The 19,317-nt window shown below is 67.6% G+C and carries 8 protein-coding genes; all 8 read left to right on the top strand.

The window, feature by feature from the left end; all coding sequences use genetic code 11:
* Positions 1-116 precede the first annotated feature (116 nt).
* Positions 117-5,240 carry a hypothetical protein gene (locus tag JSV65_17055; GenBank protein UCH34222.1) on the top strand — a complete coding sequence of 1,708 codons (5,124 nt, stop codon included), beginning with the start codon at positions 117-119 and terminating at the stop codon, positions 5,238-5,240.
* Positions 5,241-5,263: 23 nt separating this feature from the next.
* Positions 5,264-12,463 carry a PQQ-binding-like beta-propeller repeat protein gene (locus JSV65_17050; GenBank protein ID UCH34221.1) on the top strand — a complete coding sequence of 2,400 codons (7,200 nt, stop codon included), beginning with the start codon at positions 5,264-5,266 and terminating at the stop codon, positions 12,461-12,463.
* A 216-nt stretch (positions 12,464-12,679) separates the two neighbouring features.
* Complete coding sequence (gene pilM, locus JSV65_17045; protein UCH34220.1) at positions 12,680-14,101, top strand: type IV pilus assembly protein PilM; 1,422 nt, start codon at positions 12,680-12,682, stop codon at positions 14,099-14,101.
* A 4-nt stretch (positions 14,102-14,105) separates the two neighbouring features.
* The gene (locus JSV65_17040; protein UCH34219.1) at positions 14,106-14,999 is read left to right on the top strand and encodes a hypothetical protein; all 894 of its coding nucleotides are present in this window, start codon (positions 14,106-14,108) and stop codon (positions 14,997-14,999) included.
* A gap of 20 nt (positions 15,000-15,019) precedes the next feature.
* Positions 15,020-15,757: a hypothetical protein gene (locus tag JSV65_17035; protein UCH34218.1), complete on the top strand. Its 738-nt coding sequence runs from the start codon at positions 15,020-15,022 to the stop codon at positions 15,755-15,757.
* A gap of 51 nt (positions 15,758-15,808) precedes the next feature.
* Positions 15,809-16,522 (top strand): hypothetical protein, encoded by a 714-nt coding sequence (locus JSV65_17030; protein ID UCH34217.1) that lies wholly within the window; start codon positions 15,809-15,811, stop codon positions 16,520-16,522.
* A 150-nt stretch (positions 16,523-16,672) separates the two neighbouring features.
* Positions 16,673-17,500 (top strand): hypothetical protein, encoded by an 828-nt coding sequence (locus tag JSV65_17025; protein UCH34216.1) that lies wholly within the window; start codon positions 16,673-16,675, stop codon positions 17,498-17,500.
* Between the two features lie 205 nt (positions 17,501-17,705).
* The coding region (locus JSV65_17020; GenBank protein UCH34215.1) for a type II secretion system protein GspD at positions 17,706-19,317 on the top strand (1,612 nt) is incomplete at its 3' end.

The following is a 19,317-nucleotide window of genomic DNA, read 5'->3' as shown; positions in this document are numbered from 1 at the left end:
TGTGAACTGCGGGGCGCACAGAGAACCATAATCAGGAGTCCGCGTTCGTCCGTCTGAGGCGGATAGGTCGGCGTTTATCCGCGGCTGCAGCAAAGGGAATCCGCGGCAAGACGAAAATGATGCTATCGCGACGAGTCACATCCGTTCTGGCGGTGGCGGCGGCCGCAGCCTGCATCCTGGGTGCGGTGGAGCCGCTCTACTCCGGGCGCACCTGGCACAGCTATGCCGAGGAACGCCGCGTCATCCGCGCGGGCATCCTCACCTTTGGCGCCGCGCCGCCAAGTCAGTATGCCATGTACCTGCTCGGGTGCGATTCGGTCTATGTCCCGCTCCCCGGCGGGCAGGCATTCGAGTTTAACCCGCCGCGCCCTCCGGGGTGGGAAATCATCAATCCGATCGCTACGCCGGGCTTGGACAAGAGCGCGGCCGCCTATTGGGCCGTCGGCATGGGCGGCATTGACATGCCGCTAATCCAGAACTTCGATGTCCTGTTGCTGCCCATCGTCGGCGGCACGGTTGACCTTTCCATTCACCAGCAGCGCATCCTGGAGAGGTGGGTTGACCAGGGCGGCCTGCTGTGGATAGACAATCAGCCGGATCACCCGAATCCGGGTGACGACCCGCAGCTCGGGAGCTTCTTCCTCGAGCCCCCGCTGCAGTTCGCCCTGCGCGACCGCACCGTCGGGGCGCCCAAGACCAGCGTTGACTTCACCCACCCGCTGCTGAGAGGCCGGTACCGGCTCAGCGAGGACGAAGTCGAACTCCTGGGCCAGCAATACATCTACGGCTCCGTGGGCGATCTGACCAACACGCCCATGAGCCCCCTCGACGGCATCACGAACGGCGTCAACAATCCCTTCCCTCCGAATAACGGCATCGCCGCCTTCACCCCGCTTCAGGAAGTGGTCGGGGAACTGTACGACGCCGGCGGAGGCACGATTGCCAGGACCCCTGTCATCGCCGCAGGCTACTACGGCGACGGCTGCATCGTGGCCGCCGCGTGCGGCGTCGCCGCCGGCATCAGCGACTGGTACGCCGCCCTCAGCGGCGGCGCGGCGCTGGCCGCCACCGAGTTGCCCCAGTGGGCGCTGCCCGACATCAAGTTCGCCTACAACATGATCCAGTGGTGGATGGACTGGTCGGGCACTCACGGGCGCATCCGGTCCCGCGGGGAGTACAACGAGGAGGTCGCGTGGCCGCCGCTGATTACGTGGCAGGACCTCACGATCCTCGAAGGCCCGCTTGCCGGCGCCGCAGCGGTCGGTCGCGGCCTCGCTTTTGCCGGATCGTACAGCGGCGCTCTCGCCGTATGGGATACCGACCCGTTCGCCGACCGAGACCTCGACTACTGGAGCGATGAGGGAGAGCCCGACTACGTCGCCGGATCGAGCCAGGACTTGCTGTGGAGCCTGATCGTGCCCTGGCAGGACATGGCGGATCAGGATGCGGTGCCGGCTCCGCCGGCGCGCGTGCCCAGCGCAGCCGATCCCCTGCGCCCGACGCCCGAGGAACTGCCTCGCCAGGTCGTCGGCTCCCCCGCCGTCAACACGACGTACGACGGCACCGGACCGCGGAGAGTCGTCGCGGTGGCCGTGCGCACCGAGGATAACCTGGACTCCTCACTGCACGCCTTCCTCGCGGATCCGCTTGACGGTATCCAGACCGATCCCGTGTGGTCGGCGACGATCAAGCGCTACGACCACGCGCGCCCGGAAGATGACCTGGGCCTAGTCAACTCCGGCCCGGTGGCGATAGACCAGTTCTTTGCCCTGCTCACGACGGACAGTGGGACCCTGGACGCGCCCAACCGCGACGCGCATCTCTTGATCTACGATGCGTCGGGGCCGGTTACGCCCGACGAACGCTTCCTTGACCCCCCTGCGGCGAGCGTGAAGATGGGGGAGGGCGGCCGCGCGGCAAGCTTCACCAACCCGCCGGCTATGGTCATGACCGGGGCGTGGGACGAAGTGCTGCGGCGCACCGAGGCCGCACCGGCGGCGGTGATTACGGGCAACAGCCTGCCGCGCCCGGGGCCGTCCGCCACCGGCAGGCTGTGGGTCACCCCGCTGATGGTGCGTTTCCCGGCGCCTGGCTGGGACCGAACCTGGCTCGTGGATCCATCGCAGCCCGATACCGCGGCCAACCAATCGGTGACGGTGTGGGTGGGCGATCCCGCGGGGACCGGGGTGCAGGTGCCGCCTCACATCGGCGACGATCCCAACCGGCCGCTCAACTACGTTCGCACCACCGTCGGCGGGCACATGCGCGTCGTGTTTACCTCCTGGTCGCTGTTCGGCCAGGGGCAGTACCCGCTGGGCTTCGACCAGATTCACGTCCGCTACCGCGACACCTCCGGCACCTCGCGGTCTCTCTCGCAGCCGCTGCACCCGGGCTTCCCGGTATCGCTCGGCGGCTACGTCAGCGAGGCGGGCTATGCCGTGCCGTGCGTGTTCGAGAACAACATCTACGTCGGCACCGACGCCGTCAACGCCTACCCCACGCCGTCGAGCGAAGGGCGCGTGGCCTGCTACTCGCTGCACCTTGACCGCGCGGGAAGGCCGGAGTGGACGTTCGTCGGCGACAAGTATCGCGGCCAGGTGCCGGAAGACGTTAACGGCACTTACTTCTCGAGCTTCTCCTTCACTCCGGCCTACGCGGAGGAGACTCTGTTCGCTGCCGGCAACTATGAGTTCTTCCGCAACGAAGAGGACCAGCGCAACGAAAGCCTTCCCGAGGGCCCGTCCGGCATGCTCTACGCGCTGGAACTCAAGGCGTCACCGGAGCTTGTCAACCCCGGCACCGCCGACCCCGTGTTCGCTGCGCCGATAGACGCCATCGCGCCGCGCAACAACGGCGTCAATCCAGGGCCGTTCAGCGCCGACCCGAACCAGGTTGTCGTCGCGGACCGAACCGGCGCCGCCGTATGGATATCCACCAGGACCGATCCCACGGATCCTGCCTACAATAGCCCGCGCTACGCCGTGCCCCAGGTCGCGGGCGCGACGATGAACTGGACCGTGGACTTCCAGAACAGCATCATCCGCCTCGGCAGTGGGGTGTTCGGCAGCCTGGCCTGTCCGGTGTGGAGCGATATGGGCACGCCGGGCGACGTGACAGATGACCGCTACCTCCCGCAGCAGGTGCGGGTGCGTTACTTCAGCGGCGGCGTGCTGGTGGACACCGTGATGGAGGTCACACCGCTGGTGAAGTGGCTGTACCTCGCACCCGACGGGTGGCAATTCGTCGGTCCGCCCGTGGTGACCAACGGGATGCTGATGGTCGTTGTGTACGACCACGCGCTGGAGCGCTACTTGCTGATCGGCTTCCGCGCGGTGCCGGAGGATCCGACGGTCGACGATCCGCTGTGGGCGCATCCGTCCGAACCGGAATACGTGAAAGTGTTGGTGACCGGCGTCGGCTCCGCCCAACTGTGCAGCCTCGCGGTCACCGAACGCGGTGTCGTGTGGTCAACGACTCTGGGGTCCTTCGGCGGGGTCGTGGGGCTCGGCACCCCCGAGACGATCATCGCGGACAATCATCGGTTGCTGGCAGCCGATCCGGCGGGGCGCAGCGCCACGTCGCAGGAATCCGTGTCGTACCTTGATCCGAGTCGTGCCACCGGCGCGGCGGGCATCCCCGTCAGCGACTCCTATCCGGAGCGGAGATTCGAGCCGGTGGAAAGGCCGCAGCGCGTGCGAGCGCTGCCGAACGGCAATCTGCTCGTTGTTGACACTGGGGCGAGCTGCGTCGTCGAGCTCGATGCCGGCGGCGATGTGGTCTGGAGGTATCCGAGCGGCGAGCAGGCGGATCTCGGCGGCATGAACGAGGAGCAAGCGCGCCTGCTTGCGCCGACCGACGCGCATCGCTACTACTACCGCCCCGAGTCGCCGGCATCCGGCGCGGATTTCGCTGACCCGCGCGGCATCATCCAGCCCACCGACGACGTCGTGGTGGACTGGGTCAGCACGCTCATCGCCGACGCGGGCAACTACCGCGTGCTCGAAGTGGTGCGCCCGCTGCTCAACGGCAGGTATCGGCCGGAAGTCACGGACGTCGCGACGGCGACGCCGTACATGGATATCGTGCGGGTGCTCGCCAGCCCCACGCTGACGGCATGGCCCACGGCGGCCGGCGGGACGACGAGCGCCCAAGCTCAGTTCGTCACGGCCGATCGCTTCGTCGGCGTGGACGGCGCGGCGGCGATGGTGGACGCGACATACCCGTTCCTCAGCGCCAACATCATGTGTGCTGTGGGCAATAGCCCCGATGACCCGTTGGGCGGGGATCGCTATACGCGCCTGGTCGAGATCGGCGTCACCTATGATGCCGCCGGCCGGGTAAGCACAAGCACGGCGCTGCCGCGTCTCGATGGCGTGGGCAACCCGGAGGGCATCAACGTCTTCCGTCCGCGCTCGAGCCCGTGGACCGCGGCCGACGCCGAGCAGTCCGAGCGCGACTTCTTCGGCATCCGACAGGCCGACCAGGTCGTCCAACAGGATGAGGCCACCGGCCTGCCGCTGCTGCGCACCATGGTTGTGGACGATGTCGGAGTCAAGCTGATTGACAGCGCGACGTGGAACGACGCGGCGACCGACTACTATCTGACGCCAGTGTTCGAGATGCGCGGCGTCGCACCGTGGTTGCATGATCCGGGGCTCGAGCGTCCCGGCGACTTCCTCACGACCTACGAGGAGGAGATAGTCGGCGGCGATTACGAGGGGCTTCAAATCCTGGGTCTCGCCATGGCCTTGGTCAACTGGGTCGGCGAGTTCGGCGATCCGGCCGCGAGCGGGATCTATCCGCCGCTGATCAGCGAACCGCGCACCGGCTTCACCCCGGCGGAATGGGATGCGCTGCGCGCGGCGGCGTTCCAGAATATCCGGCGCTACGTCCAGGCGACGGCGGTGCGCGGAGCCGCGGCGGCCGAGGTGCCCTTCGCTCCCGTGTTCGCCACGTGGCAACGCGACGGCAGGTGTCTCATCGTCAATGGCTACCCGGACCCCTACCTCAGCACGGGCCCGCTCGATGTGATGGCCCCCGTCACGAGCGAGGTCTTCGAGGTTGACCCGTCGCAGCCGCTGGGCCAGCGCATTGTAGACAGTTGGGATGAGGAACTCGGGGACTGGCAGCCGTACATGTGGAGTCATTTCATCGTGCCCGATCCGGGCAGGTCTGAGTACCCGGCCCTGCGCGGCGGCGCCGGGCCGCTGCGCCAGCCGCGCGCCGTGGATCGGCGTTAGGGCCGGCGGAGGATGACGCAATCGTGAGCACGTCCAGATACAGGTGGGTACGAGTGGCGGCGGTGGCGGCGTTCGTCGCCTTCGGTGTCGCGTCGCGCCCCGTGTGGGGGGCGGGCCTGGCGAGCACCGAATGGCCGATGTTCCATCGCGACGCCGCACACAGCGGGAATGCGCGGGAGTCCGGCCCGGCCGTGGCCGAAACGCGCTGGTGGCAGGGCGGCGACGCCATCCTGCCCTACGAGGCCGACCACGTCCCGCACGGGCCGCAGGGTGCCATGTGGTCTTCCGCAGCAACCTCCGAGGTGGATGAGGACGTGCCGGGCGCCAAGAAGGTCTGGTACTTCCATTACAACGCGTGGACCGGACGCGGCGCGGTTCCGCCCGGACCGACCGATCCGCTCGTGCTGCGCTCTGAGTTCCCGGATGACGACGCGTACGGCGTGCCGATCCTGGCGGCGCCGACCGAGGTCTTCTTCGAAACGAGCACGGCGATGCAGTTCGCCGGCGCCAGCGGCGATACGCTCAACAGCCTGCTCTACCGTAATCAGGATCCGAACAGCCGCCAGGAATTCGTCAAGCAGACCGACGGGACCTACCAGGCGAAGATGCGCATCCCTGCCGGGCTGTGGACCTTCGATTTCTGGATCACCGACGTCCCCGCAGCGACCAACATCAACTTCACGATCTATCGCTTCGCCCATGCCACGCCCGACACGCGCACCGCAGTGCCCGGCCTCGATCCGGTGACGATCCCCATCCCCCAGACGCCCAACGGCGCGCTGCGCCGTATCGAATACGTGCACCGGATGGCTCAGGATGCGCTGCTCCAGCCCACCGACGGCATCGCCATCGGCGTTTCCGTGGAGGCGGGCAGCGCGGTGCTCGTGGTGGAGGGCCGGGCGCTGAGCCGCGTCGAGACGCCGATCCAGGTGCCCGCGGTCTACGCCGGTGCGGACGACGGCTCGGTATGGGCGTTCGATGCATCCACGGGCAATGTGCTGTGGAGCTCCGCGGTGCCCGACGCGTGGTTCCGCAGTTCACCTGCCGTTGGGGATGACGGCAGCATCTACATCGGCAGCTACGAGGGGACCGGCCGCGACCTGGGCCGCCTCTATGCGTTCAACCCCAATGGTACGGTCAAGTGGACCTACCCGGCGGTCAACCAGATCGCGTATTTCCGCAGCGGCTACCTGTCCCCGGACCTCCCGGCGGACTTCCCGACCGATACCGCGCCGCTCTACCCCTTCCCGGGCAGCGGCACCGACCCCAATCCCGCAACCATTGCGCGCACCGCGACCGAAGCCGGCGGGCGCTACGTTCAGTTCATCCCGCGGACGACCAACGCGGCGGTCGTCAACACCCCGCCGGCGGCGCTGACGCAGGCGGGCTGGCTGTTCCACATCAACGACAGCGCGCAGGAGCGCACGCTCAACGCGGGCGAGTGGGTGCTCGACCTCGCCCTGCGCGCCGACGCGAGCAACACGCAGCAAGCCGCGGGGTTCATTACGTACCGCATGAGCAAAGTGACGATTGACCCCGGCGGCCCGTCGCTGGTGCTCGAGGAGGAGCTGCTCGGCTGGACCCAGGACACCCGGCAGTTGCTGCTCCCCGCCGGCCAGCGCGTGTGGACGCACATCGAGACGCCGAGCATCCATGAGGCGCATTTCGTCGCGGGCGAGTACATCTTCGTCGAGCTGATGATACGCCAGGTGACCTCAACCGGCAGCGGCACCGGCGGCTGGGAGTTGCTGCTCGAGGGCAACGATACCCAGGGCGGGTCCGATTCCCAACTTATTACGCCGGGGCTGAGCCAGACTTCGCTCGGCGCCATCAGCTCGTCCCCCGTCATCAGCGGCGACGACGTCGTATACTTCGGCACCCACGGCGGCTTCATCCACGCGGTGGAAGCCGTGGACGGCAGCCGCCGGTGGGCGCGGGCGCTGCGCCAGGGCGACCTCGCCGATGAGATTCGCTCGTCACCTGCCTACAGCAGTTCGGGTAAAGTCTACGTCGGCTCGATGAACGGGCGCCTCTATGCGCTCGACGGCAATGACGGGGGCATCCTGTGGCGCTTCCCGGTATCGGGCGACCCCGCGCTGGGCTCCATCGAGTCATCGCCGGCGCTTGACGCGGATCGAGAGCACATCTACTTCGGCGCCAACGACGGAAACGTCTACTGCGTGCAGCCCGTGCTCACGGCGCCGAACCAGATCGAGGGCCAGCTCCAGTGGGCAGTTGCGACCGGTGGGCGTGTCACCGCGACCCCCGCCGTCGGCCCCGACGGTACGGTGTATATCGGTTCGCTCGACGGCTTCATGTACGCGCTGAATCCAAACGGCACGCCGGCGGCCGGGGTGTGGCCGTTCGCCGCCGCAGGTGAGATACAGTCGTCGGCGGCGATTGCGGCGCCGGTGCTGTTGTACTTCGTTAACGAGATCGTGACCGATGATCCGCCCCAAACGCCGCGGCCGCGGCACCTGAGCACGCTGCGCGCCGGAGACCGCGACGGCGACGAGCCCGCAGGGCAGATGACCCTCGCGTTCTACAACCCCGCGGCGGCGCAGGTCACCTTGCCCGACGAGAAGTTCGATCAGGAGTTCCGCACCCACCCGCAGGCGTCGGAGTCGGGTATGCCGTCGGTGCTGCCGCGCGGAACCTACACCATGAACTTCTGGGCGCGGGCCGATCTCCAGCCGATGGGCGACCAGGCGTGGCTCTACTTCAAGGTCTTCCACTGCACGCCGAGCGACGCGACCGGATCGCTGATTCTGAGCTTCCCTGCGGAGCTGATTGACGATAGCACGAGATCCATTGAATACGAGAGCGAGGCCGTGCTCGCCGCGGACGCGACGCTGGATCCCGAAGACTACCTCAGGGTTGAAGTCTGGGGCCGGGTCACCCTCGGCGCACGCAACCGCGGAGTGCTGTACTTCTCATACGACGGCAACTTCACGAGCCGTCTCGAAGGTCCGTCGCTCATCTACTTCGCGACCTCGGTGCTCCGCGTCGCGCAGCCTGCGCCGCTCGCGCGCGGCCGCGTCTATTGCGTGGATCAGGCCGGTCGCGCGGTCTGGGTTGACCCCAACGACGGATTGCCCGGCTTCAACCCGCGCGGCGGCGGTGCGCTGAGTGAGCCCACCGCCTTCACCGCTTCGCCGGGGCTGTGGGAGGGGGAGACAACGCGGGTGGTTTCCGAGAGCGGCGGGGAAGTCACCGAAGTCGCGCGGCGACGAGACGCCTTGGTTTACCTCGGCGGGCATGACGGCATCATGTACGCCTTCGGCCCGGCGGCAGCGTTCGGCGTGCCGCCGCCTGTGGTGCCGCCGCCGGTCATCACGCCCAGCGTGTTGACTCTCACCAAGCAGGCGGACAAAGAAGTCGCCGACGTCGGCCAGGAGATCACGTACACGCTGCGCTTCCGCAATGATGCCGGCCTGCTCGCCGTGCCGGCGGAGGATGTCGTCATCGCCGACGTGTTGCCGGCGGAACTCGACTACGTTGACGGCAGCGCCAGCAACGGCGGGTACTACGTCGTGGCTACAGGCACCGTGATGTGGCCTGCCATCGGTGAGCTGTGGCCACAGGAAACCGGCGAGGTGTCGTTCCGCGCGACGGTCAACGACACGGTGCAGGTGATCCCGCCGCTGGAGCCGCCCGAGGTGTACGTCAGCCGCACCGACCCGGTGACGCAGGGAGTGACCGAGCCGCTCTACCCCTGGGATCCCGAGAAATTCGCGTGGGGCGATATGCTGTACGTCTTCCTCGGCGGGCGCGGCAAGCCGGGCACGACCATCAACTCCGGGGCGGTCATGGCGGCGAGCACCGGCGAGCAGGCAATCGCTCAGCCGGTGACGGTGTACGCCGGGTGGGGCAAGCGCTATCGGGTCGTCTTCACCTACGACCCGGTGAATGATCCCGCCGCGGGCACGCCGCCCGAGAACCAGCCGCTCTCATACGCCATCGAATACGTCTTGACCGCCGCCGACAGCCGCAGCGGGCGCCCGGAGGAGGCCTACGAGTACGAGGATGCCGCGTACCCCGATCCGCGGCCGGAATACATCGGGGAGAACCTCGGGCTTACTGCGTTCAAGATTCATCTTGCCCCGCGCGGCTATGCGTACAGCCCCAATGCGGTCTCCGTCACCGAGCCACCGAACCGCCCCTGGACGCCGTACTACTGGCGCCTCTCGATCGAGCAGAACCGCGGCGGCTCGCCCGGACGCGAGGACTGGGGGCCGCTGTGGGCGCCGAACCTCGACGCCGGCGGCGCGCGCACCCAGGAATTCGACTTCATGATTCACAACCCGCTGGAGGTGACGCCGGTGGCATATGATCTCGCCGGCGGCGCCGCCGTCAACCCGGGCACGCAGACGCAGAACACCTCCTTCGCCGTGGTCAACATCAGCAAGCAGTCCATCACCGGCACCGGGCCGACCTATCCCCGCAACGTCGTGCGCTGGAGCAAGGTGGATCTCGCCCAGGCGGGCGGCACGTATCCGAGCTACGAGTTCCGCGACGAGAACTACCTGGCCGAGAATCGCATCAACATCGGCCCCGATCACGCGTCGCTCGGCCCGGGGCAGAGCGACAATGTCTGGGTGTGGGGCGACATACCGCGCTATCTCTCCCCCGGCATCTACCAGGCGCCGAATCTGAACCCGCTGACCTCCGAGATGGCGATCTACGTTGACCTCAACGGCAACATGACGTGGGACCCCGGGGAAACGAAATTCGAGAACGAGTTCGACTTCGACGTGGACGGCCGGCTCGTCGAGGTGCCTGCCCCGGGCGGCTTCGCGCCGTTCCAGATTGCGGCGACCCTCTCGCTCCAACCCTGGCTCAGGATCGCGTCCGAAACGGTGGACGCCGCCAAGGCGCCGCCGGGAACCGTCGCGGGCGTCCCCATGCCGGCGCTGCTTAACCTCGGCAACCTCGACCTCAACCCGATTCAGGTTGACCCCAGGGACGTGGATCCGCTCACCGGCTTGGCCGCGGTGCGTCTCGAGCGCGCCGATCTGACCAGCCTGCAGCCGACGCCGTGGGAGGAATCGCGGCCGACCTATTGGGACATTGACCCAACGAGCGTCATGTCAATTATCGCCAAGACCCCGGTCGGCGCCGTGCGCCCCGACCAGGGATGGCTGCTGCTCGACGACCCCGGCAACCTCGCGGATGACCTCGTCGTCCCGCACGACCAGCCCTCGGGCACCTACAGCGCACCGCCCGATGCCGTGGCCACGGCTTTCGGCGTCACCACTCGCGATGGCTCTCCCGTCAGGGTCCGCGTCGTCGAACGCCGCCTCACGGGTTACGACAACAACGGAGATCCGGTGCTGGGGGTTGACGTGGATCCGTGCGTCACCTGGGTTGACCCGGATACGCTGCGTGTGTTCTGGTCGAGCAATCATCGAACCGACGGCACGGAGCCGACCGAGGCCGATCCGTACATGCTGTGGTACGATGCGCTGGATCGCCCCACCGACGCGTGGGCAGGCGCCGTGAGCTATCCGGCGCCTGCTTGGGACCCCATGGACGTGCCTGCGGGCTGGATCAGCAAGGGCCACCTCACGCCCGGCCACGGCGTCGATGCCGACGGCAATGAGTGGCTTTTCTGGGGCGGCTCGGCGCTGCGGCAGACCGGCACCGGCGGGCATACCTACGATAACCGCTTGCTGTGGGCCTCGCCATGGCAGGCACCCGGCGAGGTCCAGGATCTACCCGACGTCGCCGGGGCCAGCGGCAACCCGGCCAACATGAGCGACGTCTTTCGGCTGCGCCCGCGGCCGGTGCTGCAAGCTCTGGATGACGGCGTGAATGAATACGACTACGTCGTCTTCAGCGAGCACAGCACAACCCAGGCGTCCGCGCTGGCGGTGCTCTACCGCAGCCGCCCCGCGGGCGGCGGCGCGTGGAGCGGGTGGGCGAGGCAAGCGCTTGTCACCTCCGCAGGCCTGGAAGCCTCGCGTCATCCCAGCGCGTTCGGCTTCGACGGCTACCTGTGGGTCGTATTCTCCGGCGCCTCGCAGTATCACGGCAACTACGACATCTACTGCGCTCGCTACGAGCCGGGCACACTCGCGCAGGCGCCGTTTGCGCGCTTCTCGGAAACGCTTACTCCCGGCGCGGGCCGGACGGTGTTCGCCAGCCGCCATAAGGAATGGGTGATATCGGACCCGCCGGTCGACGGGGAAGTCAATATCTACGTCGGCGGCGTCCGGCTGGCAGGCGCGCCGGTGGATCTCGGCACCGGCCGCTATCGCATCAACGACGGAACGTACAACCCCGAGTTCGATCCGGCGCTCGGCACGGTCTACTTCAGCGCCGATCCGCTGGCGGAGGTGACGGCGGACTACACGCCGAAGCTGCTGCGGCTCACCACCGACCCGGCCGACGAATCAAACCCGTCCGCATTCGTCGAAACCTATCGCTACCTCGACGGCGGCGGCGCCCCGCAACCGGTCCCCTACGATCCGCGCCTGTGGGTGTTCTGGACCCAGGGCGGCCAGCCGACCGCAGGTGCGGACATCATGTACCTGAGCCTGCGCGAGGCACTGACGTATTACTTCCACGACGAGGCGTCGGCCGAGCCGGCCACCGCGGGACAGCTCCATCAGCGCGGGCCCGACGCGGCTGGGGTCGACCTCGCGGTCGGCGCCGGGATCCCGTTCGACACCCAGGCCGTGACCCCGGATGTGACGGCGATACCCGAGGGCGTGTGGGCCTTCAACTTCACGGCGTACGGCGAGTATGCCGACTACGCCACGGAGAATGCGCAAATCTACTTCAGGGTGTACCGGCGGAGCACACCGGGGAACGTCAACGCGCTGTTGTTCCAGACCGCGCTCAGCCCCAAGCTCGACCCGGTGCCGCGGCAGTACACAATTGTCGAACGACAGGGCCCGTTCGCGTTGAACGCTACCGACCGCATTTACGTCGAAGTCTTGGCGGTGGTCGGCGGCAGCGCTCAGGCGCACTTCATCTACGAGGGCGGGTCGGGGTCGAGACTCACCGCGCCCCTGGTCTTCGGCGCCGAACGCGCGGCGCGCGCGGTGCCGGTTGACCACCGCGCCAACGAGCTCGGGCTGTACGCAGTGAAGGACCCGCGGTACGCGCAAGTGTGGCTGTTCTGGACAAGCACTCGCGGCGCGCCCACCGGGCCTGCCGGGGAAGCGGCCGCGGACAGCGACGTGTATTACCAGGCCTTCGACCCAGAGCTTCCATGACCGACGCTTCTGATAGCGGAAAGCGCGCGAGATCGCGACTGGCGGCGTGGAAGCCGGCTCGCATCAGAGCGTGCAGGGGGGCAGTCCGGCTGAGTCGAATCGGGGCGATATCCGAGGCGCTCGGGCGTCCGCAGGCGACCTTGCCGCCGCACTGCGCGTGTGCTATAATGACCGCGGAAAGCCTGGGTCGCCGGCCACGCCAGCAAGGGAACGTATATGCCAGCCATTCCTAGCATCGCCCGTGACATGACCGTTCTCGGGTTGGACATCGGCACCAACCTGATCAAGGTCGTCGAGATGCGCTCCTCACGGGGTTCGCTGCAGCTCCTCAACGTGGGCATCCGCCCGACCCCGCCGGAGGTGATCGCGAACGGCGTCATCGTCGACCCCGCAGCGCTGGGTACTGCCATTCGCGGGCTGCTCCAGGCGCAAGGCATACGCACCCGCGAGGCGGTCGCGTCCGTCGCCGGGCAGTCCTCGCTCGTTGTGCGTCCGATCGAGGTGCCCAAGATGTCGCGGCCGGAATTGGCCGACACCATGCGCTGGGAGGTGGAACGCCACATCCCCTTCGCCGCCAGCGAGGTGATCATGGATTACCAGCCGTTGGCGGAGCCCGAAGAGCTGCCCGAGGAACGGCAGAATATGGAAGTCCTGCTCGCCGTGGCGCAAGAGGACATGATCAACGCCTACCTCGCCACATTTCAGGTCGCCGGACTGCGGCCCCGCGCGTTGGACATCGAAGGGCTCGCGGCGACGCGCTCTCTGGTGGACGTGCGCGCCGACGACGGGCTGTACGACGAGACGATCGCGCTGGTTAACGTCGGCGCCACCACCACCGACATCAGCATCATCCGCGACGGGCTGCTCAGTTTCAACCGCCCGGTCCCGATGGCGGGCGACAGTCTGACCAATGCGATCAGCGAAAACCTCGGCCGCGACCTCGCCGAAGCCGAGCGGCTGAAGAAAGAAGCCGGCATGGTCATACTCGGCGAGCGGCCCGCGGCTGCCATGCCCCCGCCCGCTGAGACAGAGATCGAGATGCCCGAAACGCCACAGGCGCCCGCCGAAGCTGGCGAGGAGGCGCCCGCCGCGGCGGAGGGCGCTGCCGCCGAACCCGTTTTCGATCTCTCAGCCGAGCTGGATGATGTGCCCGCTCGGCGCGAGGCGGCTCCGGTACCGGAGCAGATCTTCGACTTTCCCCAGCCTCCAGAGCCGACAGCCGCCGAGCCGCCGCCCGAGGCCCAAGCCGCCGAGGAACAGCCGCTTGAGCAGGCGCCGGCGGAATCCTTCCCCGCGCCGAGCATCGAGCTCAGCACGCATGCCGTCACGCGCAGGGTATACGAGGCGATGCTGCCGGCGCTCTCGGAGTTGGTCGCCGAGATCCGCCGCTCCCTCGAATACTATCGCTCTCGCTATCCGGACTCGAGCGTGGATCGGATCGTGCTCTTCGGGGGTACCGCCAAGCTCGAAAACCTCGCCCCCTTCATCTCCAACGAAATCGGAATCCGCGTCGACCTCGGCGATCCTCTGATCAAACTCGACTTCCTGCCGCCCTTCTACAGGAAGCAGTACCTCGACGAGGTCGGGTGTCTGTTGCCCATCGCCGTCGGGCTGGCCATACGAGATATCCTGGAGTGAGACGATGATCAAGATTAACCTCCTGCCCGCCCACATTCTCGAACGGCAGCGCATCCGCAGCGTCATCATCCTCGTCATCGTCGTCATCCTCCTGGAGTTGGCGGTGCTCGGCTTCGTCATGACGAGAGTCAGGGGTCAGGTCGCCGATGCGGAAAGGGAACTCGCATACTGGCAAGACCTGGCGGCCAACGTCGGCAAGTACGACAAGGCCATCCAGACCACCCAGGCGGAGGCCGGGTTCTACGGTCGCTGGGTCACCTGGGACAAGCAGATTGACCAGTACCATGCGGCCTGGGCGGACACTCTGGCCGAGATGGCGAAGTGGATCTACAGCAGGGTGCAGATCCACTCGCTGGCGCCATCCCCGCTGCAGGTGCAGATCCAGGGAAGAACCGAGAGTCTGGAGACGTTCCGCAAGGCGTACCTCAACATCATTCGTTCGCCGGTCTACGCAAACGTCGCCTTCTCTATCGGAGGCGTCCCTGGCGGTTGGAATCAAGGAGCCGGCGCGCGGCCGGCACCCGGCGCCAGGGCACGGGTTGGTGCGGCCCGACCTGCCGCGTCGGGGGGGCTTCAGTTGCGTCTCGGCGGGGGGCGCAATGAGCCGTCGCGCAGCGGCGCTCGGCCTGCCGCCGGCGGTGTGGGCCCACTCGCCCGGCGCACCGCCGGACCGGGAGCGCGAGGCGCCGCGCGCGGGGCGGCGGCGCTGATGACCGACCGCCTGCCCATCGCCGTGACCTTCGTGTGTACCATGAGGCCGGAAGCCGCGCGGCGGTTGGTCCCGCCGCGACCGCCGGTGGGCGGGGCGCCCGCGGCGGGCGACCGTGCCGGGCGTGCCGGCGGGCGGGGCGCACAACCCGGCCAGATCAAGCTGAGATTGGGCGGCGGCCGCAACTGAATCGGGTTGAGGGATCAGCCATGAACTTCTTGTCGCGTGTCAACAGACTCCACATAATAGGCGCCAGCGGGGTCATCTTCGTGGCGCTGCTCGTCGCGTTCTCGCTCGCATTCCTCCAACCGCAGCTGCAGCACATCAAGGATGTGCGCGCGAAGCAGGAGCAGGCCGAGGCGACGTGGCGACAACTGCCGGAGAAAGTCGCCGCCCTTAGCCAAGCGCAGCAGAGCCGGGACACGGCGCAAAGCGCGGCAGAGGAATTGTTGGCCTCGATGCCCAAGCTATCGACCGAGCCGTTCCAGGCCATGTTCGATTTGCACCGCGAGTACAGCACGGGCACCGGCCCGGCGTTGCTGCAATTCTTCGCCTCCCGGGGCTACCAACCGCGAGGCATAGTTGTGCCTGCTTCGCCCCTACAGCCAACCCTGTTGCCGCCGCTCCTGACTCTGCCGATGGGAGGCTTCGGCATCCAGGCCAAGAGCTTGCCTGCCGCACTCAACTTCCTGCGCCAGCTCAAGGATATGCCGCGCATTGGGGTCATCGGGGGGATCACTATCCAGGGCACGAGCCCGAATCTCAATGTCACCATGCCGCTTACCGTGTACATCATGACGCAGCAGGCGCTGGCCCGGCCGTCACCGGCCGCCATAGCGGCAATGCGTGGGCCTGCCGGGGCTGCGAAGGCTGGCGGAGCGCGTGCGCCGGGCGCGCCGGGCGGCACGAAGATCCGGTTGCGCATGGGCGGTGGCGGCCGCGACTGACGTCGGGGAACCCTGGGCCAGTGCCGGTCGTCCAAAGTTGTGGAGAAGGCAATGAGCGCCAAGGATAAGCAGAGACTGGGTATCGCTATCGGGCTTGCGGTCGTCGTGCTCGTAGCCCTGTATTTCTTGGTCTTGCGCAAGCCCAAGGGAGAGGAGACCACCGCGGCCGAGACCTCCGCCGCAACGAAAGAGACGACGGCGGCGAGCAAGACGAAGGCCCGGCCTGGGGCAGGTGCGGTAGGCATTGCCGCGCGACCGGGCGCCCCCGGCGCTTTGGCGGCTGCCGGTGGGCCGAAACCGGGGGCCCCCGCAGGGCCCGCGGCGGCGCCCGCTGAGCCGTACCGCGTCGATCCATTTGCGCCGCTATTCCCGCCGCCGCCCAAGCCGCCGCCGCCGCCACCGCCGCCGCCGCCGCCGGCGGTCGTGCAGGTCGGCATTCCCCCGGTGATAGCCCAGCTGCCTCCGGAAGCCGTACCGCGCCCGCCGGAGGAGCGGCGCCGCATGGCTGGCGTGCTGTGGAACGATCGAGTGTACGCAATCATCGAGACGGAAAACACTGTGGCTGTGGTGCAACCCGGGGATACGGTGGACGGGGGCACGGTGCGTTCGATTAGCCCGGAGGCGCTGATGCTGGCGACGACGGGCGGCCAAGAGGTCGAGGTGCCGCTGCGCAACCGCACGGGGCCCGCGCCATCGGTGGTGCGTACGGCGACGCCGCCGGGCCGCCCGGGCCTGCCCGGGCCCGCGGCTCCCCAGGCGTACTGAGGCGTAGCACGCGGGCCGTGGCCTGCAGCGGCAGACAGACTTGCTCTCGGGGCGCCGCGACGACAGGCAGTCGGGCGCGGTGCAGCGTGCAGTGGCGGAGGCGAAGCGGACGAATCTGGTTGCTACCCGTCACGGGTAGGGAGGTGTACGATGCGGACGACAGCGTGGGTGGTAGTGTGCGCGTTCATGATCGGTCTGGCGTTCAGCTCATCGGGTGCCGCGTTGGCCCAGGAAGATCGTATCTCCTTGGAGTTGAAGGACGCCGACCTGCAGAGCGCTCTGACCATGCTCTTCAAGAACACGGACCGGAGTTTCGTGCTCGAAGGTGGCGCTCGGGGAACGGCCAATGTGAGCCTCAACGACGTGAGTTGGGACCAAGCGCTGCGCGCGGTGCTGGAGAGTCTCAACCTGACGTACCGGCTCGAGGGTGAGGTGTACCACATCTACCCGGCTGCAATGACCCCGCCGCCCCCGCCCCCGCCGAGCGTCAGTGAGCCGCCGATCGTCCCGGTGTCGGATCAGGCTCCGACCTCCGAAGGCGCGGATCACCTCGGGATCATCCCGGTGCGGCATGCTTCGGTCATGGACATGGCGTTCTGGTTCGGCGGGACCGCGGCCTACTCCAGCACGGCCGGTATGCCGGGGATGTCTCGTTACGGTATTGGCGGCGGCTACGGTGGGCGCGGCGGCTACGGCGGCGGCTACGGCGGCATGGGTGGTTACGGCGGACGTAGTGGCTACGGCGGCATGGGTGGTTACGGCGGACGTAGTGGCTACGGCGGCATGAGCGGCTATGGTGGGCGTAGCGGCTACGGCGGGGTCGGCGGCTACGGCGGCATAGGCGGCTATGGTGGGCGTAGCGGCTACGGCGGGATGGGCGGCGTCGGCGGGCGTGGCGGCGTCGGCGGCTACGGCGGCCGATCCGGCTTCGGTGGCCGATCCGGCTTCGGCGGCAGCGGATTTGGGCGAGGTTTCTAAGAGGTACGTGGCACGCCGGCGTAGAAACGGCATGCGTTGCTGAGACCGGCTGCTGCCGGAGTGGTAGCAGGCCGGGCCGCGTTTCGTTGCGCGCCCGGCGGGCCGTCCGTCCCGTCGGGCGCCGGTCGACTGTGTAGGATGCCTCGGGGGGCGATTTCCCGGCGTAAAAGCGGTTCGCCGCAGGCCCAAAGTAGGAGGGTGCCAAATGATACGAGTAGCGACGCTCAGGCGCACCATCCTCGCACTGACGTGCGCAGTCTCTGTGCTCATCGCGTTACCCGCAATCGGCGAGGAGCCGCCGACGGGCATTGAGACCCTCACCCTCAAAGACGCGCCAGTGGAGGAGGTCATCCGCCTGATCGCGCAGGCGCAAGACATGGACGTCCTGATGACTGACGATGTCCAGGGCACGGTGTCCATGAATCTCTCGCAGAAGACGCCCGAGGAGATCCTCGACCTCATTTGCGCGGCCAACAAGCTCTACTGGTGGAAAGAGCGCGGGGTGTACGTCGTCAGCGGCGAGCCGCGGGGCAGTCACTCGGAGCCGAAGCCGGTCGAGGCCGAGCCGCTGCCGGAGTCTCTCAAGCCGGAAGAGACCAGGGCCGTGCTCACCCTCGAATACATGAAGGCGCAGGACCTCGCATATTTCTTCGGCGGCGCCGACGAGCCGTACACTGACTCCTATCGCAGGATGCAGAAAGTGGTCTTTCCCTACGGCCAGCCCGGCGAGCGCGTGGGGCAGCCGCTCGGTGTCGGCAATCAAGCCAACATGAGATCGGGCCCCCGCGCCAGGACCGCCGCGGCGGTCTCCGGCAACCCGTTCGAGGAGCTGAGCCAGGTCGTCCTGCCCGGCGTCATCGAGCCGGCGCCGGGCGCGGGGGAAGTGCTCCCGGGCGAGGAACTCGCCGCGGAAGAGGAGCTGGCCATTAGCGCGGGGGCGCCTCTCGAGCACATGCTGCCCGAAGGCCTATCGCCGCCCGTCGCGTTCGCGCCGCTTAACGCACTCATCGTTCAAGGGCCGCCCGAAGCCATCGAACAATTCCGCAAGCTGGTCGAGACTCTCGACGTGCGCATCCCGCAGGTGATGGTGGAGGCGCAGTTCGTCGAAATGCGCGTCGAGGATGCGCGCCGGTTCGGGATTGACTGGAGTTGGATCGGCGGCGAGACCAGCATGGATGTTGCCGGTATAGCCGCAGGCGGCAACGTGGGGATATCCTTTGCCAAGGGCAACTTCACAGCCCTGCTTCAGGCACTGCTCAACGAGCAGCGGGCGCGCGTTATCAACGCGCCGCGCCTGGCGACCATGAATAACCAGCCGGTGACGTTCACCATCAGCCGTACCTTCTTCTACTTCACCAGCGAAACCGTCGTGCAGCCGCCGGGGTTCGCCGGCAGCCAGGTCATCACCAGCAACATCCTCAACGCGTTGCCGGTCGTGACCACGTTCACAATTCTGCCGCAGGTGAATGGGGACAACTCCATCACGTGTGACGTCACCACCGTGATCTCCGACATCGCGGGCTTCATCACTGGCCCGGACGGCGAGCAGATACCGCAGCCCACGGCAACCACGCTGCCGACGCGGCTGCGTGTGGACGACGGCGAGACGATAGTCATGGGTGGCTTCATCCGCAAGAACATCAGCGAGAGCAAACGCAAAGTGCCGCTGCTGAGCGAGATCCCCATTATCGGCAAGATCTTGTTCACCGGCACGAGCTACGACTACAGTGACTCGGAGTTGCTCATCTTCCTCACCGCCTACATCATGGCCGAGAAGGGCACGCAAGTCGGCGGCGCGCGGGAGGAGACACGCGTTC

The organism is Armatimonadota bacterium (assembly GCA_020354555.1).
GTDB lineage: Bacteria > Armatimonadota > Hebobacteria.
The sequence above is the reverse complement of the archived record's forward strand: the minus strand, read 5'-3'. Positions and strand labels throughout refer to the sequence as shown.